Raw genomic sequence first — 23,504 nt, 5'->3', positions numbered from 1 at the left:
ACCGGCGCAGCCGAGCGAAATCGCCGGTTTTTTTGCCTCCGCACAGTTCGCCCGCCCATGAGCCGTGGCGGCAATAAGAAACTCGTGCGCAGACCGCCCCTTGGGCTCGAGCATCTTCTATTTCATGAACTTCAACTTCTGCCGGAACAGTTTGACCACTTCTCGGTTCGGGGCGTGAGCATCGGGGACGAGCACGCCGCAGCCCTTCAAAGGTCTACGCCAGTGCGAGCTGCCTCGGCATGACGATGACCTCGGCTCGTGCGGCCGGCTCGTGCGGCCGGCACGGCCGGACTGAAACCAGGAGAGACGAATGGACGTGAGCGCAGCAAAACCATCCGTATTAACGGCAGCGATCGTGACGGCCCCCGGCCGCATCGAGCTGGTCGAAGGCGACTTACCGCGGCCGACGGCGCGCCAGGTCCGCATTCGGCTGGAGGGCTGTGGCGTGTGCGCTTCCAACTTGACGCCCTGGTCTGGACCCGACTGGATGCAGTTTCCGACGGAGCCAGGCGGGCTCGGACACGAGGGCTGGGGCCTTGTCGACGCGATCGGGCCGGAGGTCTGCGATATCCGTGTCGGAGACCGGGTAGCTGCGCTCAGCTACCACGCCTATGCCAGCCACGACCTTGCCGACGAAGACATGGTCGTCCGGCTCCCTGCCTCCCTTGATGGCCAACCGTTCCCCGGAGAACCGCTTGGCTGCGCGATGAATATTTTCAATCGCGCCGACATCAGAGCCGGCCAGACAGTTGCCATCGTCGGCATCGGCTTCCTGGGTGCGCTCTTGACCCAGCTTGCAGTCAACGCCGGAGCCCGGGTGATTGCAGTTTCGCGACGTCAGGCATCGCTCGACGTCGCCGAGCGCATGGGGGCGACCCACGGGATTGTCATGGACGATCATTGGCGCATCATCGAGGAGGTTCGTTCGCTGACAAGCGGGCGCTTCTGCGACCGGGTCATCGAAGCGGTCGGCAAGCAATGGCCTCTCGACCTTGCGGGGGAACTGACAATGGAGCGCGGGCGCCTCGTCGTTGCCGGCTATCACCAGGACGGCCCGCGCCAAGTCAACATGCAGATGTGGAACTGGCGCGGCCTGGACGTCATCAATGCTCATGAGCGCGATCCCCAAATCTATGTGGAGGGCATGCGCCGAGCCATCGAGGCGATTGCGGCAGGCCAGCTCGATCCGCGCCCGCTCTATACCCATTCTTATCAGCTCGCAAATCTCGACAAGGCGCTCGACGATACGAGAGACCGGCCAGGTGAATTCCTCAAAGCGCTGGTGATCTACCGATGAACAGGATGCTCTCGCACCAAGCTGACACGCGTGTCAGGCCGCTGCGGCTCGGTTTTGTCGGAGTGGGCTGGATCGGCCGCAATCGCATGCAGGCTCTGATCCAGAGCGGACTTGCCGAGGCCACCACGATTGTCGATCCATCGCCGCGCATGATCGAGGAGGCGATGGCGCTCAGTCCCAAGGCACGCCATGCCGAAGGGCTCGACGATCTTCTTGCCGACGAACTGGACGGCGTTGTCATCGCCACGCCAAGTGCCGACCACGCCGCCCAATCCATCCGTGCCCTTAAAGCCGGGAAGGCGGTCTTCTGCCAGAAACCGCTTGGCCGCACCGCCGGCGAGGCGCAAGCCGTCGTGACGGCCGCAAGAGCGGCCGACCGGCTGCTCGGCGTCGACTTGTCCTATCGCCACACAAGCGCCATGCAGGCGATCCGTGCGCTCATCGAGAGCGGCGAACTCGGGAAGATCTTCTCCGTCGATCTGACATTCCACAACGCCTACGGGCCGGACAAATCCTGGTTCTACGACAGACGCCTGTCCGGAGGCGGATGCCTTATCGATCTCGGCGTCCATTTGATCGATCTTGTCCTGTGGTGCCTTGGTGACCCGGCCGTTTCCAATGTTTCGAGCCGGCTGCTGCGTGACGGCAAGATGCTGACGCCGGCGGCGGAGGAGGTCGAGGATTTCGCCTCGGCGACGTTCGATCTCGATGACGGCACAACGGTGCGGCTTGCCTGTTCATGGCGACTGCAGGCCGGCCGTGATGCGGTGATCGAAGCAAAATTCTTCGGAACGAACGGCGGGTGCGGGCTTAGAAACATCGACGGGTCCTTCTACGACCTGACGGCGGAGCGTTATTGCGGCACGCACATGCACACGCTCGTTTCGCCGCCGGACGACTGGGGCGGCAGGGCAGCGCTTGCCTGGGCAAGAAAGCTGACGGCGGACAAGGGCTTCGACGAGGATTGCGAGACCATCGTCGGCGTCGCCGAAACCATTGATCGCATCTATGGGGCGGGATCTTGAGGATGAGATCGGCGCAGCGTCCAACAGGCCTGCTTGCGCCGCCCTTCGTTAAACATTGAAGAACGCCAGGTCCCCATGCCCGAACAGTTTCATTCGAAAGGAACAAAAAAAGCCGCCCCAAGCGATCGCGTCGCAAGAAGCAGCCTGCCCCGCTGGGTCGTCAGCGCGTTGCGGACAAGCGGGATCAGGCGCTTCAGCACGCTCGCCAGACTAGATGACAGGGAGGTCCTGGCGATACCCGGCATTGGCAAGCGAGCGCTATCTCTGATCCGAATGGAAATGAATGCGCTTGCCAGCCCGGCGCCGCAGGAGCGGCCCGACCAGCAGGAAGCGAAAACATGAGACGCTTTTATATCGTGCGCCGATATTTTTTTGGCTGCGCGGAACAGTTGGATGGCTGGCCGGTTAGGACAGGTCGAGATGCGACATGTGCGGCGTCGCGTCATCGGTCACGCGGCATGAGACCGCCCCCGTTGAAAACGGCGGAAGGTGGCGATGACGGCGGCGATCTGCCACGGGCAAACCCCGTTTGCCCGTGAACGACAAAGCAGCCCGCGGTGGCGCAAACGCCACCTGCGGGCATGAGACAGGCATGCGCCGGAACGGCAACAGAGGGAGAGAAAGTCATGTCGGTACGCCAGGACGATGAACCGCTTTTGGGGCCGCACGACCGAACGGCCGGAGGATGGGGCTCGGCACGCGCGCTTACTGAAATTCTTGTGCGCGAACATGTCGTAACCTCCGGCATGTCGCTGCTGTCGCACCACAACAAGCCTGACGGCTATATGTGCGCAAGCTGTGCCTGGGCAAAGCCCGCCAAGCCGCGCGCATTGGAATTTTGCGAAAGCGGCGCCAAGGCCACCGCCTGGGAGGCGACGAGCAGGCGCGCCGATCAAAAATTCTTCGCCTCCACCACTCTTCAGGAGCTCGAGGCCTGGAGCGACTATGATCTGGAAGAGCGCGGCCGGCTGACGCAGCCGATGCGCTGGAACGCCCAGACCGATCGCTATGAGCCGGTTACCTGGGAGGCGGCCTTCGCCGAAATCGGTACCGAGCTTCAGGCGCTTTCCCCTGACGAAGTGGACTTCTATACGTCCGGGCGAGCCTCGCTGGAAACGGCCTACATGTACCAGCTGCTGGCAAGGCTATACGGCACCAACAACCTGCCCGATTCCTCCAACATGTGCCACGAAAGCACGTCCGTCGGCCTGCCGACGAGCATCGGAGCAACCGTCGGGACCGCGGATCTCACCGATTTCCAGAATTGCGACTGTATCTTCTATATTGCCCAGAACGTCGCCACATCGTCGCCGAGAATGCTGCATGACCTGCAGGAGGCGGTCGAAAGGGGCGTGAAGATCGTCACCTTCAACCCGCTGCCAGAACCGGGGCTGGAAAATTTCATCAACCCGCAGGACCCGGCGCAGATGTTGACCGGGCACAAGACGCCGATTTCCTCTCACTACTATCAGCTGCGCAATGGCGGGGACGTCGCCGCGCTTTTCGGCGTCTGCAAGGCTCTCGTCGAGGCCGATGACGCCTTGAAGCAATCGAAGACAAGCCGGATCAGCGGCACAGACGCTATTCCCAAGGATCCGGACAATGCCGCCGACGTCGCTTTCGCCGCCTCGATGGCCGCCGCTGACAAGAAACATGTTCTCGATCACGTTTTCATCGACGATCACACGGCGGGCTTTGAGGAATTCGCCCAAGCCTGTCGACGTCACGACTGGAGCGCGCTCGAACATGTGTCCGGCCTCAGCCAGGCCCAGATGCGGCAGGCCGCAGAGATCTATGCCAATGCCAAGGCCGTCCTCATCATCTACGGCATGGGCCTGACCCAGCAGGTCATGGGGGTCGAGAATGTGCAGATGGTTGCCAATCTTGCGCTTCTTCGCGGCAATATCGGCAAGCCCGGCGCCAATATCTGCGCTGTGCGCGGCCATTCGAACGTGCAGGGCCAACGTACTGTGGGGATCACCGAAAAGCCAGGGCTCGTGCCGCTCGACAAGCTGTCACAGCTCTATCAGTTCGAGCCGCCACGTTCGGAGGGGCGATCGACGATCGACACCTGCAAGGCGATCATCGAGGGCAAGGCACGTGCCTTTATCGGCCTCGGCGGCAACTTCCTACGCGCCGTCCCCGATACCGAAGCCGTCGAAGCGGGCTGGAGAAAACTTCGCCTGACCGTCCAGATCGCCACGAAGCTCAATCGCAGCCATGTGATCCACGGCGAGGTCGCCTATCTCCTGCCCTGTCTTGGGCGAACCGAGGTGGATGAACAGGAGTCCGGGCCGCAAGCCGTGTCGACGGAGAGCTCCACGGCCCACTTTCACGGTTCACGCGGTCGTGCCAGGCCGGCAAGCCCCGACCTCCTGTCCGAGCCGGCAATCATTGCGGGCATCGCCAAGGCAAGCCTGCGCAGGGGCAGCGTCGACTGGGATGGCTGGGTCGGCGATTACGCGCGCATTCGCGATGCCATCGAGCAGACCTATCCGGAAACCTTCAAGGACTTCAATCTGAAGATGTTCCAGCCGGGCGGCATCACACGATCGGTTCCGGCGCGCGAACGCAAATGGACGACGCCGAACGGCAAGGCAAACTTCATCACACCGCAGCGGCTTTTTCCGGAGCTTGAGGTGACGCCAGGCAGCGAGGAGACGTTCAATCTCCTGACATTGCGATCGAACGACCAGTTCAACACGACGATTTACGGCTTTACCGACCGCTACAGGGGCATCAAGGGCACGCGGCGTGTGGTCTTCGTGAACGAAGCCGACATGCTGCGTCTCGGCTTTGCCGCCGGCGACCTCGTCGACCTGACGACTGCCGTCGATGGAAAGCGGCTACGCCGCGTCGAGGGCTTTTCCCTGGTCCCCTATCAGATCCCGTCCGGTTCCTGCGCTGCCTATTATCCGGAAGCCAATCCGCTGTTTCCGCTGGACCATCACGATCCCAAGGCCAAAACCCCGTCCTATAAGCTGTTGCCAGTTCGGATGACCGCTTCGGCGGGACAACGCCAGACGAGATGAGCCATGCCAATGGTTGCTCGGCGCTGGCTGCTGGTGACAATCTGCCTTCTCGGCGCGGCTTGTGCCGGCGCGATGCTCGGCTGGATGCGGCAACCACGTCAGTATCGGGCGCCGCCCCCTGTCTCTGCATCCTTGAATGACGTCCGGCTGATGGCAGATGGTATTGGCGGCACGCCCCCTGAGGTCTATTTTGCAATCGGAACGCCCTATGAGAACACTGCCTATGATCTCAGCCAGGGCAAGCGGCTTTATACCTGGTTTGGCTGCCCGGCCTGCCACGGCGACGGCCGGGGGCTGAGCGGACCGTCCTTTCTCGACGGATGGTGGTCCTACGGACCAGAGATGGAAACATTGGTGGCGTCCATACACGACGGCCGCCCGCATGGCATGCCGGCGTTCGCAGATCGCATGACCATCGACGAGATCTGGCAGCTTGCCGGTTATCTCAGAACGGTCGGAGCCTATCAGGCAAAATATACCGCGCCCGCCCGCAACGACGAGAAGAACAGCAGGCCGGCCGAAAACAGGGCCCCTGCGGCGGGTTTGTTCCAGGAGGGGCCGGTCGGCATGCGGCGACTGGATCGTCAACAATGAAACAGGTGGCGATCGTATCGTGTCTCCTTCTTGCGGGCTTCATGGCAGGATGCACGGGAGTGCAGTCGGCGCTCGATCCGAGGGGGCCGGCGGCCGCCGACCTTCTCCACATCATCCTCTTCTTCGTCTTTGTCTGCACGAGCGTCTTTCTCCTCGTCATGGGGGCACTGGTCTGGTCGCTTCTGCGCAAGCCAAGCCGGAAAGACAGCGAGGGCGCGCAGGAGCGGCAGATCTCGGTGGTCGTGACGGTGGCCATTGTTTCGACCGCGGCAATAATCGTCCTGCTGACCGTCGTAAGCTTCACGTCCGACCGGTTCCCGGAATATAAAGAGGCATCCTCCGCTGCCATCCTCGTGCGTGGCGAGCAATGGTGGTGGCGTTTCGACTATGACGGCGACGATAGGTCGACGGGATTTCAGACGGCAAACGAACTGCACATTCCCGTCGGCCAGGATGTGCGCCTGCGCTTGCAGGCCACCGACGTCATCCACTCCTTCTGGGTTCCCTCGCTTGCCGGCAAGCAGGACCTTGTGCCCGGCCGCGACAATACGATCACGCTCCATGCTGAAAGACCCGGCATCTACCGGGGCCAATGCGCCGAATTCTGCGGCCTCCAGCACGCCCACATGGCACTCGAAGTTGTCGCGCAGGAACCGGAGGCTTATCGTCAATGGCTGGAGAGCCAGCGCCGGAGCGCTGTCGTGTCGCAGGACGCCGCCGTCATTGCCGGGCGCGACGTCTTCATGCGCAAGCCATGCGCTGCCTGCCATACGATCCGTGGTACCGAGGCAAAGGGCACATCGGGTCCCGATCTGACCCATGTCGCCTCCAGGCGCCTGCTTGCGGCCGGCGTGTTGCAAAATAGCGCCGGCTCGCTTGCCGCCTGGATTGCCGACCCGCAGACGATCAAGCCCGGCAACAACATGCCGCTGGTCCCCATGACGAGCGAGGAACTTCGACAGGTGACGGCTTTCCTGGAGACATTGCGATGAACAGCTCATCCACCGCGCAGGTTCTGGATGTCGAGGTCGAGCGGGAAGATCTGGAACCGCGCCTTCGCCGGACATGGCAGTCAGGAAAAGGCATCTGGGGGGCGCTGACAACCGTCGATCACAAGATCATCGCGAGGCGTTACATTGTCACCGCGTTCGTTTTTCTGGCGCTTGGCGGCGTCCTGGCCCTGGTCATGCGCGTGCAGCTCGCCTTTCCGGAAGCACGCTTTCTCAGCGCCGACCGCTATAATCAGATTTTCACGACGCACGGCTCGAACATGATGTTCCTGTTTGCGGTGCCTGTCATGGAAGCGATGGGTGTCTATCTGGTGCCACTCATGGTGGGCACGCGCAACATCGCCTTTCCCCGCCTCAACGCCTTCTCCTACTGGATCTTCCTCGCCGGCGGTCTCGTTCTCTGGATCGCCGTGGCGCTCGACGCGGCCCCCGATGTCGGCTGGTTCGCTTACGTGCCACTATCTGGTCCTGAATATGGTGCCGGAAAACGCGCCGACATCTGGGCTCAGATGATCACCTTCACCGAACTGTCGGCCCTTGCCGTTGCCGTCGAGATCGTCGTGACCGTGTTCAAGCAGCGGGCGCCGGGCATGTCCCTCGATCGCATTCCGGTCTTTGTCTGGTCGATGCTGGTAACATCCTTCCTGGTGATCATCGCGATGCCGGCGATCATGTTCGCCAGTTCCTCGCTTATCCTCGACCGGCTGGTCGGCACGCATTTCTACAATCCGGCCGAGGGGGGGGACGTGCTTTTGTGGCAGCACCTCTTCTGGTTTTTCGGCCACCCGGAAGTCTACATCATCTTCCTGCCGGCCGTCGGCATGGTCTCTGCGATGATCTCGCCGTTTTCGCAGCGGCCTGTCTTTGGATATCTGGCACTTGTCATGGCACTGATCGCTACAGGCCTTCTGTCTTTCGGCCTTTGGGTGCATCACATGTTCGTGGCCGGGCTGCCGCCCTCGGGAAGCAGCTTCTTTACCGCTTCGAGCATGGCGATCGCCATCCCGGCCGGCACCCAGATCTTCTGCTTCCTCGCGACCTTGTGGAGCGGCAGACCGATTTTCAAGACGCCGATGCTGTTCGTCATCGGCTTTCTCATCACCTTCGTGATGGGCGGGATGACCGGGGTGATGGTCGCATCCGTGCCGCTCGACACGCAGGTCCACGACACCTACTTCGTCGTAGCGCATTTTCATTACGTCCTCGTTGGGGGCGCTGTATTTCCTCTGGTGGGTGCCATTTATTACTGGTTTCCCAAGATGACAGGCCGGATGATGAGCGAAAAGCTTGGGCGCATCGTCTTTGGCCTGATTTTCGCGGGCTTTCACCTGACTTTCTTTCCGATGCATATTCTTGGCCTCGCGGGCATGCCACGCAGGGTCTATACCTATCCGCCGGAACTTCCTTGGTCCGGCATGAACCTCTTTGTCAGCGTCAGCGCATTCGTTCTGGCTGCTGGTTTCGGCCTGTTCTTCATCGATGCCATCCGCAGTCTGCGCAGCGGAAAGGTCGCCGGCCCCAATCCCTGGAATTGCGCTTCGCTCGAATGGGCAACTGCCTCACCGCCGCCGCCCTATAACTTCGCACGCATTCCGGTCGTGCAGTCGCGCGACCCCCTCTGGCAGGCATCATCGGAGCTGCCGGTCGCCACCGGTCTGCGGGTCGACCGGCGCGAACTCGTCGTCAGCAGCGTCGTTGCAGCCGAACCTGAAGCGCGCGAATCCTCACCTGCAGATTCGATCTGGCCGCTCGTGGCGGCGCTCGCAACGACCGTCATGCTGATCGGTTCGATGTTCAGCGCCTGGGCGGTGGTCTGGGGCGCTGTTCCGATCGCAATCGCCCTGACCTGCTGGTTTTGGCCGAAGCGAACGCCGGAGGATGAATCATGAAGGAGAAAGTCGTTCTGGATCTGTCGCATCTTCCCCTGCATGCGACCGGCACGGCCAGCTTGACCTTTTGGGGTACGAGCGCCTTCATGCTGATCGAGGGCAGCGGTTTTGCCCTGGCGATCGCCGTCTATCTCTACCTCATGGCCAACGCGCCGTCCTGGCCGTTGAACGCGCCGCCGCCGGACCTGTTGCCTGGGACCATTCTCACGGTTCTGCTTCTGGCAAGCGTTGTTCCGAACCTGCTTGTCACGCGCTGGGCCGGACAGCGCGACCTTCGCAAAGTCAGGATCGGGCTCGTGATCATGTCGATCTTCGGCATCGTGCCTCTCGTGCCGCGCATCTTCGAGTTCCCAGCCCTTAACATACGCTGGGACGACAATGCCTATGGGTCGATCCTGTGGGTCATGCTCGGCCTGCATACGACCCATATCCTGACCGATCTCGCCGATACGCTGGTTCTGACCTGCCTGATGTTTTCGCGCCACGGCGACAACCTGCGCCGCTACGGGGACGTGGAGGATAACGCCCTCTACTGGAGCTTCGTGGTGGCGACCTGGCTGCCGCTCTACGGCTGCATCTACTGGATCCCAAGGCTATGAAACGGTGTCCGGTCATCTTGGCCTTGACGGTCCCGTCCATCATGCTGATCCCGGCAACGGCGTTTGCCCATGACGGTCATCCCCATCCGGCCCTGTCCTTGACGCTCGATCCGTGGATCGTCACTCCGCTCGTGATCATCGCACTGCTCTATGGTCGGGGGCAGCGCAAACTCGGCCACCGCAGCTGCCGCGGCCAGCGCAGGCTTGCTCGCAGCTCGTTGAGCTTCTGGTCGGGCTGGAGCGTGCTCACATTCGCCCTCGTGTCGCCGCTGCACGAGCTTGGCGAGAAGCTTTTCAGCATGCACATGATCGAACACGAGCTCATCATGGCTCTCGCTGCCCCCTTGATGGTGCTATCGCGTCCACTCGCCCTCATGCTCTGGGGACTGCCGCAAACTGCCCGAGCATTATGCGCAAAGGTTGTCGGATCGAGGCCGTTGCGTTCAACCTGGTCACGGCTGACAGGCGGTACGCTCGCCACCTTTCTGCACGGCGTGGCGATATGGGCCTGGCACGCGCCGCCGCTTTTCGACGCAGCGGTCACAAACATTGGTCTTCACCGGCTGCAGCATCTGAGCTTCTTTCTGAGCGCCTTGATATTCTGGTGGGCGGTTCTCTGGACCGCCAACAGGGGGATGGCCGTGTGGCATCTCTTTGTCACCATGATGCACATGAGCCTGCTTGGAGCGCTGATCACGCTGGCGCCGGATGTGCGCTATCAGTTTGCGACGCGCGACGCGTCGGCATGGGGCATGACCCCGCTCGAGGACCAGCAGATCGCCGGCCTGATCATGTGGGTGCCAGCTGGCATCGTTTATGCTGGCGCAGCCCTGGCGCTGATGGCCCTCTGGATCCACAATTCCGCCAAAGGAGGCCCCGATGGAACCCAAGCAGCCCACCATTGACCTGCGGCTGGGCGTATTCGTGCCGGCCGCCCTCATCCTTGTTTTCCTTGGCGCCATGGTCGGCGTCAACAGCTTCCAGAAACGCTCGCAACAGGTGGCGTCGGCGATCGCAATGACAGGTGGAGATCCGCGGCGGGCCCCGGCCCTCTTGCGTCAATATGGCTGCAGCGGATGCCATACGATTACGGGCGTTGCCGGCGCGGATGGCAAGGTCGGCGGGTCATTGGGCGGACTATCCGAACGGGTCTATATAGCCGGCGTTCTCAACAACACACCGGACAACCTCGTTGGCTGGATCGTCACGCCGCCGGCTTACTCCCCGAGAACAGCCATGCCTGTCACGGGAATTACGCCGGCCGAGGCCCGTGATATTGCGGCCTATCTCTACGCCCACTGAAGGCTGCCTTTCACGGCTTCGGCGTATCCTTGGGCGGGAGCGACTTCAGGTAGCTCGCAATGGCGAGACGATCGTCCTGCGACAACTCGGCGGTATTTTCGACCACGTCCGCCATCGACCATCCGATCTGGCCATGATCGGGCGTCTTTCCGCTCTTGAGCATTTCGGCAATGTCTTCGACAGACCAGGATGCCAGCCGCTGCGGCGTGATGTTGGGGACGAAACCGACACCGTCGACATTCGCTCCGCCGGCAAAGCGCGTCGACGGCTTGACGGCTCCGAAGGCGTTATGGGTGGAATGGCATTCGGCGCAATGGCCAAGGACCTCCACCAGATATCTGCCACGATCGCTGACCGGTTGGCCAGCGCGAGCGTCTTCGACATGGCGCGGCCTGAAAAACAACAGTTTCCAGAAACCGACGAAGCGCCTGATGCGAAAAGGCAGCGCCAGCTCATGCGGTTTCGAGCGATCCGACACCGGCTCCAGACTTTGCAGGAAGGCATAAAGATCCCTGACGTCCTCGAGCGTCATGCCGGTATAACTTGAATAGGGGAAGGCAGGATAATAATGGGCATTGTCTGGCGAGACGCCCGACAGAAGCGCATTGGCGAGATCCGTCACCGACCAGGCGCCGATCCCGGCTTGCCGGTCAGGGGAGATATTGGGAACCCGAAAGGTGCCGTAGGGCGAGGCCAAAGCGAAGCCGCCACCCAGGCGCAACCGGTCCGGTTGACCGGGGGAAGCGTGGCAGGAGGCGCAGCCGCCGGCAAAAAAAACAGTCCTGCCACGCTCGACATTGCCTGGGACGAGATCTGGCGGTGGACGCTCAAAGGCCGGACGTGGCGCCGTCAGCTGCCAGGTTGCGGCGCCTGCGGCGACTGCGACAAGCGTGCAGATCAAAAGAAGCCGGAACCGCAGCCTTGCCAAGCGCCTTGGCCGGTCTCGACGGCTACCTTCCTGCGATCCGACATAGGCCACAGCCGCGCGCCCTCCTCCTGCTGCTTCTCAAACCGGCGCAGATGGAAAATGTTCCGGACCGATCCCTTTGAAAAACCGCAGGAGCGACAGAACGCCAATGCGGACAGGAGCCGCGATCATCATCAGGAGAAGTGCAAGCCACACAAAAAGCCGCGTCGATGCTGCTGTCCTGAGCGACTGCGCATTTGCGCCGCTTCGCGACAGCCGCTCCGGCTCCAGCGGCTCTTGCGCGCCGCAAGCGCACCAGCAACGAAAATCGCGGGTTGCTGGAACTTTTTCGCGTTCGGCCGGTTCGGCCGGCCTCAACCGAGGGAGAGCGCATGAGCGGTTTCACTTTACCCGGGCCTTGGGGCAGCGGTGCGGCGCGCCGCAGCGCCCCTTGCGTGATTTCATCATTGCTGTCTTCCTGCTCACTGAATATCCTAAATCCAGCAGGCCCGGTCGGTCGCGGCAACGCGGCGATCCTCATCGACGCGACTGTCGTCATGCTGGCGATCGTGGTGCCGACCCTTATCCTGGCTTTCTGGATGGCGTGGCGCTATCGGGCCTCCAACACAAGCGCGGAGTATCTGCCCTACTGGTCCTATTCAGGTCGTATCGAAGCGGTCGTCTGGTCGATTCCGATCCTCACGATCATGTTTATCGGCGGGCTTATCTGGATCGGTTCGCATCGGCTGGACCCGTTCCGGCCTCTTCCCTCGAATGCCCCCCCGCTCGAAGTTCAGGTTGTCTCCCTGGACTGGAAGTGGCTGTTCATCTACCCGGAGCAAGGCGTTGCAAGCGTCAACCGGCTTGTCGTGCCGTCCGACCGGCCTGTTCACTTCTCCATCACCTCTGCCAGCGTCTTCAACGCGTTTTTCGTCCCGCGGCTCGGATCGATGATCTATGCGATGCCAGGCATGGTGTCCCAGCTACATCTGCAGGCCGACCAGCCCGAAACCATGTGGGGCATATCCGCGCAATTTTCCGGAGACGGCTTTTCCGACATGCAGTTCGACGTCTCCAGTCTTGCAACGGCCGATTTCGGCTCCTGGATCGATCGCATCAGGTCGGGCGGACAAAATCTCGACCGCGACAGCTACACCGCATTGACGCACCAGAGCCAGCATGTCGAGCAAGCGACCTACCGGATTGAGGATCCAGGACTGTTTGACGACATTGTCCGTCAGATGATCCCGCCCGGCCCCGGTCCGCAACCCGAAGCGCCGGATCATGCCGGGCGCGAAGTTTCGACAGGCGGAAAGGATTGACATGTTCGGAAAGCTCGACCTGTCTGCAATTCCTCTGTCCCAGCCTATCCCGCTGATCACATCGGCGATCGTCATTCTGATTGCGATTGGCATCTTTGCCCTGGTAACGGTCAGGGGATGGTGGCCTTATCTCTGGAGCGAATGGATCACCAGCGTCGATCACAAGCGCATCGGCATCATGTACTGTCTGCTTGGCGTCTTGATGCTGATCCGCGGATTTGCGGACGCGATCATGATGCGCACGCAACAGGCGATCGCCGTCAACGCGCCCGGCTACCTGCCGCCAGAACACTATAATCAGATCTTTTCGGCGCATGGCACGATCATGATCCTGTTCGGCGCCATGCCGCTCGTGCTCGGCTTCATGAATTTCCTCGTGCCCCTGCAACTCGGCGTGCGCGACGTTGCATTCCCGACCTTCAACCAGGTCGGCTTCTGGCTCACAGCTAGCGGCGCCCTGCTCGTCAACCTGTCTCTGTTCATCGGCGAATTTGCCCGCACCGGCTGGCTGCCCTACCCGCCGCTCAGCCAGACCACCTATAGTCCCGGCGTTGGAGTGGATTATTATCTCTGGGCCGTTCAAATATCAGGCATCGGCACGCTGATTACCGGCATCAACATCGTCACGACCGTCCTGAAAATGCGCTGCCGCGGGATGGATTACCTGCGCATGCCGGTCTTCTGCTGGACCGCACTTGCCTCCTGCCTGCTCATCGTCGCCGCCTTCCCGATCCTGACCGCGACGCTCGCCATGCTCACCCTCGACCGCTATGTCGGCTGGCACTATTTCACCAGCACCGCCGGCGGCAATCCGATGATGTTCGTCAATCTGATCTGGGCATGGGGCCATCCGGAGGTCTACATCCTGGTGCTCCCTGCCTTCGGAATCTTCTCCGAAATCTTCTCGACCTTTTCGGGAAAACCGCTGTTCGGCTACCGCTCGATGGTCGCCGCGACGCTGTTCATCTGCGTCGTCTCGATGCTTGTCTGGCTGCATCACTTCTTCACGATGGGCGCGGGTGCCGCCGTCAATACTTTTTTCGGCATCTCGTCGAGCATCATTGCCGTCGGCACCGGCGTGAAGATCTACAACTGGATCTTCACGATGTATGGCGGACGCGTCCGCTTCGAAGTACCGATGTTATGGTCGATGGGCTTCATCTTCACCTTCATCTTCGGCGGGCTGACGGGCGTTCTGCTTGCAGTGCCACCCGCCGATTTCATGACGCATAATTCCATGTTCCTGGTCGCCCATTTTCACAATGTGATCATCGGCGGCGTCGTCTTCGGCATCTTTGCCGGGATGGAATACTGGTTTCCAAAGGCCTTCGGCTTCCGTCTTCATGCCGGCTGGGGCAAGGCTGCGTTCTGGTGCGCGTTCATTGGCTTCTGGGTCACCTTCACACCACTTTACGTCCTTGGCCTCGACGGCATGACGCGCCGCTTGCAGCACATCAATTTCGAGGAATGGCGACCGTGGCCCTACGTGTCGGTGGCTGGCATCGTCATTCTCGTCATCGGAGTGATATGCCAGGTCGTGCAGCTGGTGGTCAGTATCCGCAACCGCGACAGGCTCCGCGACACGACGGGCGATCCATGGGATGGCCGGTCCCTTGAATGGGCGACGCCCTCGCCCCCGCCCTTCTTCAATTTCGCCGTGATGCCCAATGTCGAGGGAGAGGAGGCCTACTGGGGCATCAAGCAGAAAGCTATCGAGACACAGCAGCTGTCGCCCGAGCCGCAATACCACCCGATCGAGATGCCCATCAACAGTCCGGTCGGCATCTATACGGCGTTCTTCTCGACCGTCTTCGGCTTTGCAATGATCTGGTACATCTGGTGGCTGGCGATTGCAGCGCTTGTCGCCGCCTTTGCGGGCTTCGTCGTCTTTGCCTGGCGTGACGTGCACGAATTCGAGGTTCCGGCCGAGGAGGTGGCCCGCGTCGAGAGGGCGCGGCGCGCATCCCGGGAAGCCCTTCTTGAGCGATTGAGCAGCCAGGAGGTCGGGTCATGAGTGATGCAGGATTGCCGGCCAGCGTGGAGGCGCTACACCGGGTCCAGCAGGACCCGCATCGGCTTGGCCACAGGGCTCATGGCGCCAGAGACCCGCGCCCCGGAACGGGTCAGGGTGCCACCGGCCCGGCTGCAAAGAGGATCCTGGTCGGCTATGGCTTCTGGATCTACCTTTTGAGCGATATCGTGATCTTTTCCTGTTTTTCGCAGCCTTTGCGGTGCAACGCCATGCGACGGCCGGGGGACCAACGGTCGGCGATATCGTCGATATTCCCCGTGTCGGATGGGAGACAGCAGTGCTCCTCCTGTCGAGCTACACCTGCATGCTGTCTTTTGCGGCCAGCAATGCTCGCAATCTTTTGTGGACCCAAATCCTGCTTCTCCTGACCGGCCTGCTCGGGCTCGTCTTCGTGCTGCTCGAACTGCAGGAGTTCATCGATCTCGCCAGCCGCGGCATCACCCCGCAACGCAGCGCGATGTTGACGTCCTTCTTCGGCCTAGTCGGCCTGCACGGAGTGCATGTGACGGCGGGCGGGCTTTGGCTTGCCACCATGATGGCGCAGATCCAGGTCAAGGGCTTCCGGCCCGAAATCAATCATCGGCTGATCTGCTTCAATCTTTTTTGGCACGCACTCGACATTGTCTGGATCGGCATCTTCACGATCGTCTATCTGATGGGAGCGGTAGCATGAGCGACCTGGAGCGCGATCAGCCCCTGGAGGGTTCGTGGTCACACGGTGAGCATGATCATTCGCCGGGCGATGAACCGGCCGAGGATGCCGGCCATTGGATTCGCAACGCCAACCTCGGGCTTGGGTTTTCCGTACTGCTGACGGTGGCAGCCTTTGCCCTGGCAGGATCCGACATCATCTACCCGCCCGCCGTGCCGGTTGCTCTCATTGTACTGGCGATCGCCCAGATGGGCGTCCATCTGGTGTTCTTCCTCCACATCACGACGGGGCCGGACAATACCAATAATGTCCTGGCCCTGGTTTTCGGGGTTATGGTGGTCTTTCTGATTGTCCTCGGCTCGATCTGGATCATGGATCATCTGACGCAGAACATGATGCCGATGGAAAAGATGATAGAGATGCAACCATAGAAGGCTGGCCCGAAAGATTTGCATTCCCTGATCACGACACGGCCGCGCAACAGAGATCGGCGAACAGGATGGAAGGGTATCCGCGCCTTTTTGCAATGCTCCTTGCCGCGGCGCTGGCCATTAACGCCCTGCTGCGGATCACGCAGGTCCCGTTTTAGCCAAGGAACAAAACGACTAGCGCCAACACGGTTTGCGCGGCACTTGATGTCGGTCCCAAGACGATCGATAGGGCCGCTCCCCCAGAACGTTTGGGGGACGCATCGAAAAGGACACGGTTACTGGCAAGAGCCGCCGGTCAATGTTGAGCGAGCTCTTGCGCGAAAGGAACATTGGAAGAGCCCGTTTGTTTGACCTGTGCAACCTATGAGGAGATCGACATGTCAGAAGAAATCCGGCGCCCGAAGCCCCCTTATCCGGAACAACAGCAACAGCCGCCGGGCAGCACGGCAAAGATGCAGCCTGTGCCCGATCACGGTGAACAGTCCTACAAAGGCAACGGCAAGCTTGAGGGCAAGGTCGCGCTGATCACCGGCGCCGATTCCGGTATCGGAAAAGCCGTGGCGATCGCGTTCGCGCGCGAGGGAGCAGATATTGTCATTTCCTACCTCGACGAGGAGGAGGACGCCCGTGACACGGCCAGGTGGGTCGAGCAAGCGGGACGCAGGCCGGTTCTCGCGCCCGGAGACATCAAGTCGGAAGACCATTGCAAGGCGTTGATCGAACAGGCGGTCGCCGGATTGGGAAGGATTGACATACTTGTCAACAACGCTGCTTTCCAGCGCACCTACGCGGACATCGGCGATATTTCTGCCGCCGAATGGGACGAAACCTTCCGCACCAACATCTATGCCCCTTTCTTCCTGTCGAAGGCAGCGGTTCCGCACATGCAGCCGGGAAGCGCCATCATCAACACGACCTCGATCCAGTCGCGCCAGCCCTCGCCGCAACTCCTCGCCTATGCATCCACGAAAGGCGCCGTGCTTAATTTCACCGCCGGCCTGGCTGAAATGGTCGCCGACAAGGGGATCCGGGTTAATGCCGTGGCGCCCGGTCCAATCTGGACGCCACTCATCCCCTCGACAATGCCGGCGGAAAAGGCGGCCAAGTTCGGTGAGCAAACGCTGATCGGCCGCGCCGGCCAGCCCGCCGAACTGGCAGGTGCCTACGTGCTTCTGGCAAGCGACCTCGGCAGCTACATGACGGGCGCCGTCATCCCGGTTACGGGTGGCGAAGTGATGATCTAGCAACAAAGGCCGCAGGTAGGATAATCTGCGGCCCTTCCTGCATCTGAAGGTCCGCGGCCTAGAGGCTTTGTTTCCCCTCAGGCCGGGGCGCCTGTCGTCAAAGAGGTCGAGGCCCGAAACGACGCCGTGTCTGGGGTAAAACATCGGTCCTAACGCCAACTGCGAACCGAAACCGGGTGGTTGCCTTTTCCGCGATGCACGGGTGCCCTTACGTCTCGCCAGCCAGTCATAGTCACACCGGAAGTCATCATGAAAATCATCGCGACCACCATCCTGTGCATTGGTTGGCTGACGGGCTGCACCTCGAACCTAAACGGCGAAGGGCTCTCTCCTATTGTCGGCAGCATCACCTACAGGGGTCAGCCGAACGGCAGATTGACCCGTTCGCCGGTCGGGTCCACTTTTCCCCACGACTTTACGGACGAATGGGGACGGCGGGTCGAGGAGACCTATGTCATTCGCCCCGACAGGACCCTCGCCATCATCGACCGTCATTACCTGCCCGACGTTTTCAGAAACGACTAGGGACCTGGAGTGGTGCGCATTTCGTCAGAGCGACAAAAAAGGCCGGAGAGATGTGGCGCATCACCTGCGCTCGTGGCTTGGGCGTCATGGGTCCTACCTGTCCGGCGTTCTCGAGGCGACCGACAGGAGTTTCGTACGTTGGCGCACATACAGGCGGATGGCGCCTGTACCGAAGGAACCCTGCCCCCGACTTGTGGTTAGCGCCATGCAACGATCATCCATCAATCGCTGCAATGATGAACAACCAGAGGTGATACTCATGATCTTGAAAATACTTGCAACATCCGCGCTCTCACTCAGTCTTGCCGCCTCGGCAATGGCCCAGTCCTCTGGAAGCTCGGGAGGAGCAGGCGGCGCCACGTCCGGGAGCAACTCCTCCTCGGGTAGCAATGCATCCGGCACCACCAGCGGCGGCTCCAGTAATAACGGAAGCGGCTCGGGCAATGCCACGACGGGCGGTGCAAACATGAACGGCAACTCCACCGGCGCCAACTCAACGGGCTCCGGCGCGGATGCGGGCAACCCCTCCGACAATACCAGCACGTCCGGTGCTTCGGGTGGCGATCCAAACGACTGCCAGCGCACGACAGACAGCGGCACCGGCAACCCTGCTCCCACCAGCTCCACTCAATCTGGAGCCGCCAACGCCTGCTGATTGCGCGGCGGCGGTGGCATCTCGCTCTCCTCTGGCCCGTCACCGGTGTGGCGGGCCGACCATCTCGGCAAGTTCTGCGAAGAGTTTTCCAGCGGTCGCGAAACCAAGGTGGAGAGTGCATCTTTCTCGATGTCGATGAGGCGTTCCTGGTCCTCCTCCTCCAAGCCTGCGCGGGGTTCGGCGTGATCATCGCCCGCTCTCCGGTCCGCTCGACCCTAGACCGCCGCGCCCGCGACGCCATTGGTACGGTACCGGACGCCCGCGGTCGTCTGTTCAAGGCATGGGAACACGGGCGCCATGATCAAGTTCGAGCTGGGAACCCGCCTTGACGGCTGAAACTTATGAGGACATTCAATGGCAGACAACGAGACCCGCAGCGTTTTTATCGTCGGCCTGCGCAACGCCCATGCAATGGAAAACCAGGCGCTCAGCATCATGAAGCCGCAGCTTGGCCGCATTGAAAACTATCCGGAAGTGGCCAGGAAGCTCGACCAGCACATCACCGAGACGCAAGGACAGATCCGCCGCATCGAGGAAATCCTGGCGGGGCTTGATGAAGACCATTCGACACTGAAGGACATGGCTCTGTCTTTCACGGGATCGATGGCTGCACTTGCGCCAACTTCGCCTTTGAAAATTTCGAGATCGCCGCATACAAATCTCTGCTGGCAGTAGCGGAAGCGGGATGTCCGCGGTCGCTGGATTGAAAGCCAATCTTGGCGAGGAAAAAGCCATGGCCGAGTGGCTCGACGCACATGTCACACAGCTGACAGAGAAATTTCTGTCCTTGCGCATGTCTGGAAAGAACGCAAAGATTTGATCGCCTGCCATGGTGCGGTCGCAAAGCATTTTGCGATCGGGCGTGCAGCACCACGCCGCGGCAGATGTGAGCAGGCGCGCCCACGCATATGAATTTGCGGTGCCTGACAGCGCTTCCCCTTTTGAGGGGGTCGGCCGATCGGCGTCGTCGACGTGTGGTCGCCGTGACAAAGCTGCGGTCCATGGGTGGATCGACGCTTACACTACCGCTTCCGTGCAGCAGTGGATCACGTGGAGGGCAAAACCAGCCACATGACCGTTCCAAATATCGCGATGAAAACAAGAGGAAGAGCCAAAAACCGTGCCATTCCAAGGTTGGTGTTGGTCGTTCCAACCCAGGCGAACCACCATTCGGGTCCCTGATTGCCGTCTGACATGAAATGCTCCTGAAAATTCTGCCGGGCCTGGTTTCAAAAGTAAAATGGGATAGCCCAGGGCGGGTGGTAAATCGGTCCAGCCTTGGTGCACGGGGAGGCTATCGATCCCGGAGCGGCTCAGGCCCGCGGAGCCGGAAACGGATGTCCGACCTAGCGCGTGTCGCCTTCATTCGAACTCGACGGATCGTGATTGACATCCCACTCCTTCACCGGCTTATCGCCCGGCGGGGTCTTGTGGGCGGTCGCGTCCTCGGAGCCGGTGATCACAGTCGGCTTGGCACTGGCAACGCCTGTTGCTTTGCGGTCGGCCTGCGACGGTGCGAACTGGCCCTGGGCATCTTTCCTGACATCGGACATATCATTCGCCCTTTTGCTTGTACCCATCCGAGATCTTCTTCACCTCGGGATCTGCAGTGGTTTCGCCATTGGCATCTTCAGCCAGGTCCGGATTGTCCTTGGCCGGGAGATAGCCTCTCGGGGTGTTTTCCTGCGGACCTTCCCAGCGCGGCGACTGATCCGTCGTGCCGGGGGCACCATCCTTTGGCTTGTTCATTCCCATGATCGATCTCCTTTCATCTGAGTCATAACATTTATCGACAGGTGATGTTCCAAGCCGCAGGATCTGATCCTGCCAACATTTCAGGGGGGCTCGCTCCTAACGTAGAACAAGGCGATGAGGTCACGACCGAGGCCGGCAAATCGGATCTTCAATATTCCTCGTCCTCGCTCTGCCTGGGCGTCGCATCAGCCTTTTGTCAATTTGACCCTGATGCAGCCATCCGGTCGCGGAACTTCAATACGGGTTGGTTGTTGGGAGCAGGTGAGCCAACACCCAAGAGGAGGATTTTATGCCAACGCAGATCACAAGCACATCGGCGCCGGCGCCAAAGGCAAGAGAGACGGATCGGGCGCAATGACGGATCTGGAGCCGGACGTGTTGCCCGAGAACATGGTCCTATCCAACAGGGACAAGGCGCGCCACTCTCGCGAGCGCGGCCTCGAGGGAAAGGCGGTCCAGAGCGAACAATACCAGGATCATGCCGCCAACCGAGATCCGGACTAGGAGCATATCATGAACAGCAAACTTCCCCCCGTCCCGGCTGCCAACAGGTCCGACAAGGGTTCCGGGGCGCCCCGGGAGAACAATGCGTCAGTGGGGCAAAAGCCAGCGGAAAACCCTGACAAGATCGGACAACAGGGTAACAGCAAGGTCAACACCACCCATCAGGGCTATCAGCAGGACCGGTAGAGCGAGGAGCCATGTCAACATCATCGAAAAGCCATCAACCGTTCGCCAAGGCGGGCCGGGCGCGTCACATGAAACGCCAAGGCGCCGCTTCAGGTGAAAAAACCTCCGGCCGAATCCGATAACAGGACACGCAGCGGCGTGTCGGGCGGGGGCGGCGAACGAGATCGCCACCATAGCCATGATGACGCGCGCAAGTGATCCGGGAGGCGACGCGGAGCAAGGTCATGCCCCGGCTCCTCCATCCTGGGCGCTTGAGCGCGCCATCGCCATCGTCCGCAGACACGGATATGGCCTTGCCAATTCGACCAACTCGGAGGCTCGCGCGCAAGCGGCCGCCAGCCTCGCCCTGGCGATCGCGAAGGCGCTGAGCGAGATCGCCTCGCCTGCGTCGGGTCACGACCAGCGGCATTGATCGACGATCGTGTTCTTCATTCCTGTCTTGATCGACACGTCCGCGGCCCGGCACGATCATGGCCGACGAGAGAGTTGCCTGAAAGCACTGTCGATGCCGCCAGCACCAGAAACATCACGCCGAACACGCGCGTCATGACGGCCATCGACAAGCTGAGCGTGACAATGAACGGCAGGACAATCATCAGGACGCTGAAGACAGCTTCGATGCGCAGATGAAGGCGAAGCAAAATCACGGGCAGGATGCCAAGTTCATAATTGGTCAGGACAGCATTGAGAAGAACCAGGTTGCCGATAATCATCATCACGTGTCGCGCGGGCTCCGGCTCTTGAACGATCACAGGTACAGCTAATATCGCAGCGCCGGAAACATAGTCGGCAACACCGTGCACGAGTGAAGGAACAAACCGCATGAGCACCTCGCATCTGACGGCTTCCAACTGAAAACGCCCGCGCGTGTTCCCACCGCGCCGAGCCGATCTTTGGCACCTCATCCGGGAACTTCCGACACCGACGCTTGTCTGGTAGACAACGCAGGAGATCCACCATGTCAAATGAACCCGATCGTTCCGGTCCGGCGCCCGCGAAATTCCAGTTTCCGGGCGAAGGCCGGCGCGACGATCCAACGATGGGCATCATCAACGTCGAGCTCGCCGATAAGGGTTTTCTCGTTACCAGTACCGACGAGCTCATCACCTGGGCGCGCACCGGCTCGCTCATGTGGATGACATTCGGTCTTGCCTGCTGCGCCATCGAGATGATGCAGATGTCGATGCCGCGCTACGATGTCGAGCGGTTCGGCATCGCCCCGCGCGGCAGTCCGCGCCAGTCGGATCTGATGATCGTCGCTGGCACGCTCTGCAACAAGATGGCGCCGGCGCTGCGCAAGGTCTACGACCAGATGCCTGAGCCGCGCTACGTCATCTCCATGGGATCCTGCGCCAATGGCGGCGGCTATTACCACTATTCCTATTCTGTGGTGCGCGGCTGCGACCGCGTCGTGCCCGTCGATATCTACGTGCCGGGCTGTCCTCCCACGGCCGAAGCGCTGCTTTACGGCATACTCCTTCTACAAAGAAAGATACGGAGAAACGGCACGATCGAGCGATAACAAACGGCCGGCGGCGCCGCCTGCCTCATGTCGGATGGCCCAGGCGGCTGGGCTGACGCTCGCGATGCGGGCAATGGCTGCATTCACGACTTAAAAGCCGAGACAGCGAAGGGAAAGCTGGTCGGCCAGCGAGACGGTTTCTGCGAACAGAAAATGGGACCAGACCGGCCGCGTGGCGGCAAGGACGCCAAGGCCGAAGGATGACCAGATCGACGCTGTCAGCGCCTCTTTCAAAAGGACGGCTCCGATCTCACGCATGGATTTGCCTCCACGACAACAGGCCTATCAGCATCATGGCTCCGCCCCAGGCCAGGAAGGCGATATCCCAATACAGCCAGTTCGTACGGAGAACGGTCTCATTGACGTGGTGGATACCCAACATCTGGTGGTCGACAAGGCCTTCGATGAGATTGAAGGTGCCAAATCCGGCCAAAACGGAGGCCGTCAGACACCGGGTCGACCACCTGAAGTGAACAAGAGGCGCCGCGCGCCACAGGCGAAAAAGGCCGGCCAGGATGAACAGGTAGGCGATCGAGTGGAACACGCCGTCCCAGAATGTGTTGAACTGCAGGTTCTCGACCGATGTGATCGGATACCAGGAACTGAAGAGATGGTGCCATTGCAGGAGTTGATGAAACACGACGCCATCGAGATATCCGCCGAGACCGACACCAAGACAGAATCCTGCGGAGAAGGGAAAGACCGGCGGGATACGGGGGCTGACACTTGTCACGACAGCGCCGAAAGCAGAATGATCATCGTGACGGAGGTTGCGCCAATGAGCATGAAACCCGCCATCAGCCATTCAGCCGCATGGGTTGCGGCCGGATGCCTAACCTCCTTGTGAACGCCGAAGATCGCCGTCGCCCCGGCAGCCATCCAGCTCGCCAGCGTGATAGCTGAAAAGATCGTCATCCAGTCTGCCGCATGCATCCTCGTTCTCCTGTCATCTGATCACCGAACCTGAGTGCCCGTGACTGGTTCCCGGAGGCTGGCAATCGTTCGCTAGCGTACGCAGCGT

At 61.0% G+C, this 23,504-nt stretch carries 29 protein-coding genes and 2 pseudogenes; 23 read left to right on the top strand and 8 right to left on the bottom strand.

The features are described from left to right. Window positions 1–310 precede the first annotated feature (310 nt). The 10 genes from FHX06_RS32245 to FHX06_RS32200 all read left to right on the top strand — a co-directional run bounded on the left by FHX06_RS32245 (window position 311) and on the right by FHX06_RS32200 (window position 10,748). Complete coding sequence (locus FHX06_RS32245) at window positions 311–1,297, top strand: MDR/zinc-dependent alcohol dehydrogenase-like family protein (RefSeq protein ID WP_183882267.1); 987 nt, start codon at window positions 311–313, stop codon at window positions 1,295–1,297. Continuing rightward, the gene (locus tag FHX06_RS32240) at window positions 1,294–2,322 is read left to right on the top strand and encodes a Gfo/Idh/MocA family protein (protein ID WP_183882265.1); all 1,029 of its coding nucleotides are present in this window, start codon (window positions 1,294–1,296) and stop codon (window positions 2,320–2,322) included. The genes FHX06_RS32245 and FHX06_RS32240 overlap by 4 nt, the downstream gene beginning before the upstream one ends. A 75-nt stretch (window positions 2,323–2,397) precedes the next feature. Then, window positions 2,398–2,664 carry a helix-hairpin-helix domain-containing protein gene (locus FHX06_RS32235; protein WP_183882263.1) on the top strand — a complete coding sequence of 89 codons (267 nt, stop codon included), beginning with the start codon at window positions 2,398–2,400 and terminating at the stop codon, window positions 2,662–2,664. A 284-nt stretch (window positions 2,665–2,948) separates the two neighbouring features. Next, window positions 2,949–5,354 (top strand): FdhF/YdeP family oxidoreductase, encoded by a 2,406-nt coding sequence (locus tag FHX06_RS32230; RefSeq protein WP_183882261.1) that lies wholly within the window; start codon window positions 2,949–2,951, stop codon window positions 5,352–5,354. A 9-nt stretch (window positions 5,355–5,363) separates the two neighbouring features. After that, a complete protein-coding gene (locus FHX06_RS32225; protein ID WP_246715745.1) occupies window positions 5,364–5,948 on the top strand; it encodes a c-type cytochrome in 585 nt (194 codons plus the stop codon). Next, complete coding sequence (coxB, locus tag FHX06_RS32220) at window positions 5,945–6,940, top strand: cytochrome c oxidase subunit II (RefSeq protein WP_113208003.1); 996 nt, start codon at window positions 5,945–5,947, stop codon at window positions 6,938–6,940. The genes FHX06_RS32225 and coxB overlap by 4 nt, the downstream gene beginning before the upstream one ends. Continuing rightward, window positions 6,937–8,847: a cytochrome c oxidase subunit I gene (gene ctaD, locus FHX06_RS32215; RefSeq protein WP_183882257.1), complete on the top strand. Its 1,911-nt coding sequence runs from the start codon at window positions 6,937–6,939 to the stop codon at window positions 8,845–8,847. Before coxB ends, ctaD begins: the two co-directional genes overlap by 4 nt. Beyond that, window positions 8,844–9,446, top strand: a complete 603-nt coding sequence (locus FHX06_RS32210; RefSeq protein ID WP_183882255.1) for a heme-copper oxidase subunit III — start codon at window positions 8,844–8,846, stop codon at window positions 9,444–9,446. Before ctaD ends, FHX06_RS32210 begins: the two co-directional genes overlap by 4 nt. Before the next feature lie 14 nt (window positions 9,447–9,460). Then, window positions 9,461–10,351 (top strand): cytochrome c oxidase assembly protein, encoded by an 891-nt coding sequence (locus FHX06_RS32205; RefSeq protein WP_409564446.1) that lies wholly within the window; start codon window positions 9,461–9,463, stop codon window positions 10,349–10,351. Between the two features lie 55 nt (window positions 10,352–10,406). Further along, complete coding sequence (locus FHX06_RS32200) at window positions 10,407–10,748, top strand: c-type cytochrome (RefSeq protein ID WP_113208057.1); 342 nt, start codon at window positions 10,407–10,409, stop codon at window positions 10,746–10,748. A gap of 10 nt (window positions 10,749–10,758) precedes the next feature. Here FHX06_RS32200 and FHX06_RS32195 read toward each other — a convergent pair whose 3' ends face one another. Next, window positions 10,759–11,667 (bottom strand): c-type cytochrome, encoded by a 909-nt coding sequence (locus FHX06_RS32195; RefSeq protein ID WP_409564445.1) that lies wholly within the window; start codon window positions 11,665–11,667, stop codon window positions 10,759–10,761. A 380-nt stretch (window positions 11,668–12,047) separates the two neighbouring features. On the opposite strand from FHX06_RS32195, the gene cyoA reads away from it, so the two are divergent. The 8 genes and pseudogenes from cyoA (at window position 12,048) to FHX06_RS32155 (ending at window position 19,336) form a co-directional block, all read left to right on the top strand. Further along, window positions 12,048–12,977: a ubiquinol oxidase subunit II gene (gene cyoA / locus FHX06_RS32190; protein WP_183882253.1), complete on the top strand. Its 930-nt coding sequence runs from the start codon at window positions 12,048–12,050 to the stop codon at window positions 12,975–12,977. A gap of 1 nt (window position 12,978) precedes the next feature. Continuing rightward, window positions 12,979–14,991: a cbb3-type cytochrome c oxidase subunit I gene (locus FHX06_RS32185; RefSeq protein ID WP_183882252.1), complete on the top strand. Its 2,013-nt coding sequence runs from the start codon at window positions 12,979–12,981 to the stop codon at window positions 14,989–14,991. 217 nt (window positions 14,992–15,208) lie between these two features. Further along, window positions 15,209–15,682: a cytochrome c oxidase subunit 3 gene (locus FHX06_RS35820; protein ID WP_312866617.1), complete on the top strand. Its 474-nt coding sequence runs from the start codon at window positions 15,209–15,211 to the stop codon at window positions 15,680–15,682. Next, the gene (gene cyoD, locus FHX06_RS32175) at window positions 15,679–16,092 is read left to right on the top strand and encodes a cytochrome o ubiquinol oxidase subunit IV (protein WP_113207995.1); all 414 of its coding nucleotides are present in this window, start codon (window positions 15,679–15,681) and stop codon (window positions 16,090–16,092) included. The genes FHX06_RS35820 and cyoD overlap by 4 nt, the downstream gene beginning before the upstream one ends. A gap of 377 nt (window positions 16,093–16,469) precedes the next feature. Next, window positions 16,470–17,336: an SDR family oxidoreductase gene (locus FHX06_RS32170; RefSeq protein ID WP_183882250.1), complete on the top strand. Its 867-nt coding sequence runs from the start codon at window positions 16,470–16,472 to the stop codon at window positions 17,334–17,336. 249 nt (window positions 17,337–17,585) lie between these two features. Continuing rightward, a complete protein-coding gene (locus FHX06_RS32165; RefSeq protein ID WP_112543267.1) occupies window positions 17,586–17,861 on the top strand; it encodes a hypothetical protein in 276 nt (91 codons plus the stop codon). Between the two features lie 259 nt (window positions 17,862–18,120). Next, window positions 18,121–18,516 carry an oxidoreductase gene (locus FHX06_RS32160; protein ID WP_183882248.1) on the top strand — a complete coding sequence of 132 codons (396 nt, stop codon included), beginning with the start codon at window positions 18,121–18,123 and terminating at the stop codon, window positions 18,514–18,516. A gap of 354 nt (window positions 18,517–18,870) precedes the next feature. Further along, window positions 18,871–19,336: pseudogene (locus FHX06_RS32155) on the top strand (DUF892 family protein). A 226-nt stretch (window positions 19,337–19,562) separates the two neighbouring features. Here FHX06_RS32155 and FHX06_RS32150 read toward each other — a convergent pair. The 3 genes from FHX06_RS32150 to FHX06_RS32140 form a co-directional block, all read right to left on the bottom strand. After that, window positions 19,563–19,712, bottom strand: coding sequence for a hypothetical protein (locus FHX06_RS32150; RefSeq protein ID WP_183882246.1), 150 nt, complete (start codon window positions 19,710–19,712; stop codon window positions 19,563–19,565). Window positions 19,713–19,862: 150 nt separating this feature from the next. Next, window positions 19,863–20,069: a hypothetical protein gene (locus tag FHX06_RS32145; RefSeq protein ID WP_183882244.1), complete on the bottom strand. Its 207-nt coding sequence runs from the start codon at window positions 20,067–20,069 to the stop codon at window positions 19,863–19,865. A gap of 1 nt (window position 20,070) precedes the next feature. Further along, complete coding sequence (locus tag FHX06_RS32140) at window positions 20,071–20,271, bottom strand: hypothetical protein (protein WP_183882242.1); 201 nt, start codon at window positions 20,269–20,271, stop codon at window positions 20,071–20,073. Between the two features lie 261 nt (window positions 20,272–20,532). Here FHX06_RS32140 and FHX06_RS32135 point away from each other — a divergent pair, with 261 nt between their 5' ends. The 4 genes and pseudogenes from FHX06_RS32135 (at window position 20,533) to FHX06_RS32125 (ending at window position 21,373) form a co-directional block, all read left to right on the top strand. After that, window positions 20,533–20,775 (top strand): hypothetical protein, encoded by a 243-nt coding sequence (locus FHX06_RS32135; RefSeq protein WP_183882240.1) that lies wholly within the window; start codon window positions 20,533–20,535, stop codon window positions 20,773–20,775. A gap of 9 nt (window positions 20,776–20,784) precedes the next feature. Continuing rightward, on the top strand, window positions 20,785–20,961 hold the full coding sequence (locus FHX06_RS32130; protein WP_183882238.1) for a hypothetical protein: 177 nt from the start codon (window positions 20,785–20,787) through the stop codon (window positions 20,959–20,961). Window positions 20,962–20,972: 11 nt separating this feature from the next. After that, a pseudogene (locus FHX06_RS35815) lies at window positions 20,973–21,159 on the top strand (hypothetical protein). After that, window positions 21,140–21,373 (top strand): hypothetical protein, encoded by a 234-nt coding sequence (locus FHX06_RS32125; RefSeq protein WP_183882236.1) that lies wholly within the window; start codon window positions 21,140–21,142, stop codon window positions 21,371–21,373. The pseudogene FHX06_RS35815 and the gene FHX06_RS32125 overlap by 20 nt, the downstream one beginning before the upstream one ends. Before the next feature lie 16 nt (window positions 21,374–21,389). Here the strand turns inward: FHX06_RS32125 and FHX06_RS32120 are convergent, their stop codons facing one another. Beyond that, the gene (locus FHX06_RS32120; protein WP_183882234.1) at window positions 21,390–21,785 is read right to left on the bottom strand and encodes a hypothetical protein; all 396 of its coding nucleotides are present in this window, start codon (window positions 21,783–21,785) and stop codon (window positions 21,390–21,392) included. Between the two features lie 134 nt (window positions 21,786–21,919). Here FHX06_RS32120 and FHX06_RS32115 point away from each other — a divergent pair, with 134 nt between their 5' ends. Beyond that, entirely contained in the window at window positions 21,920–22,483 is a 564-nt protein-coding gene (locus FHX06_RS32115; RefSeq protein ID WP_183882232.1) for a NuoB/complex I 20 kDa subunit family protein, read from the top strand. Window positions 22,484–22,573: 90 nt separating this feature from the next. Here the strand turns inward: FHX06_RS32115 and FHX06_RS32110 are convergent, their stop codons facing one another. The 3 genes from FHX06_RS32110 to FHX06_RS32100 are packed head-to-tail and all read right to left on the bottom strand — an operon-like array spanning window position 22,574 to window position 23,416. Then, window positions 22,574–22,741 (bottom strand): hypothetical protein, encoded by a 168-nt coding sequence (locus FHX06_RS32110; RefSeq protein WP_018114041.1) that lies wholly within the window; start codon window positions 22,739–22,741, stop codon window positions 22,574–22,576. Further along, window positions 22,734–23,216: a DUF2243 domain-containing protein gene (locus tag FHX06_RS32105; protein WP_312866616.1), complete on the bottom strand. Its 483-nt coding sequence runs from the start codon at window positions 23,214–23,216 to the stop codon at window positions 22,734–22,736. Before FHX06_RS32105 ends, FHX06_RS32110 begins: the two co-directional genes overlap by 8 nt. Beyond that, entirely contained in the window at window positions 23,213–23,416 is a 204-nt protein-coding gene (locus tag FHX06_RS32100) for a hypothetical protein (RefSeq protein WP_113207987.1), read from the bottom strand. The genes FHX06_RS32105 and FHX06_RS32100 overlap by 4 nt, the downstream gene beginning before the upstream one ends. Window positions 23,417–23,504: the final 88 nt, after the last annotated feature.

Source organism: Rhizobium sp. BK512 (genome assembly GCF_014194915.1).
In the GTDB taxonomy this organism is placed as follows: Bacteria; Pseudomonadota; Alphaproteobacteria; order Rhizobiales; family Rhizobiaceae; genus Rhizobium.
The sequence above is the reverse complement of the archived record's forward strand: the minus strand, read 5'-3'. Positions and strand labels throughout refer to the sequence as shown.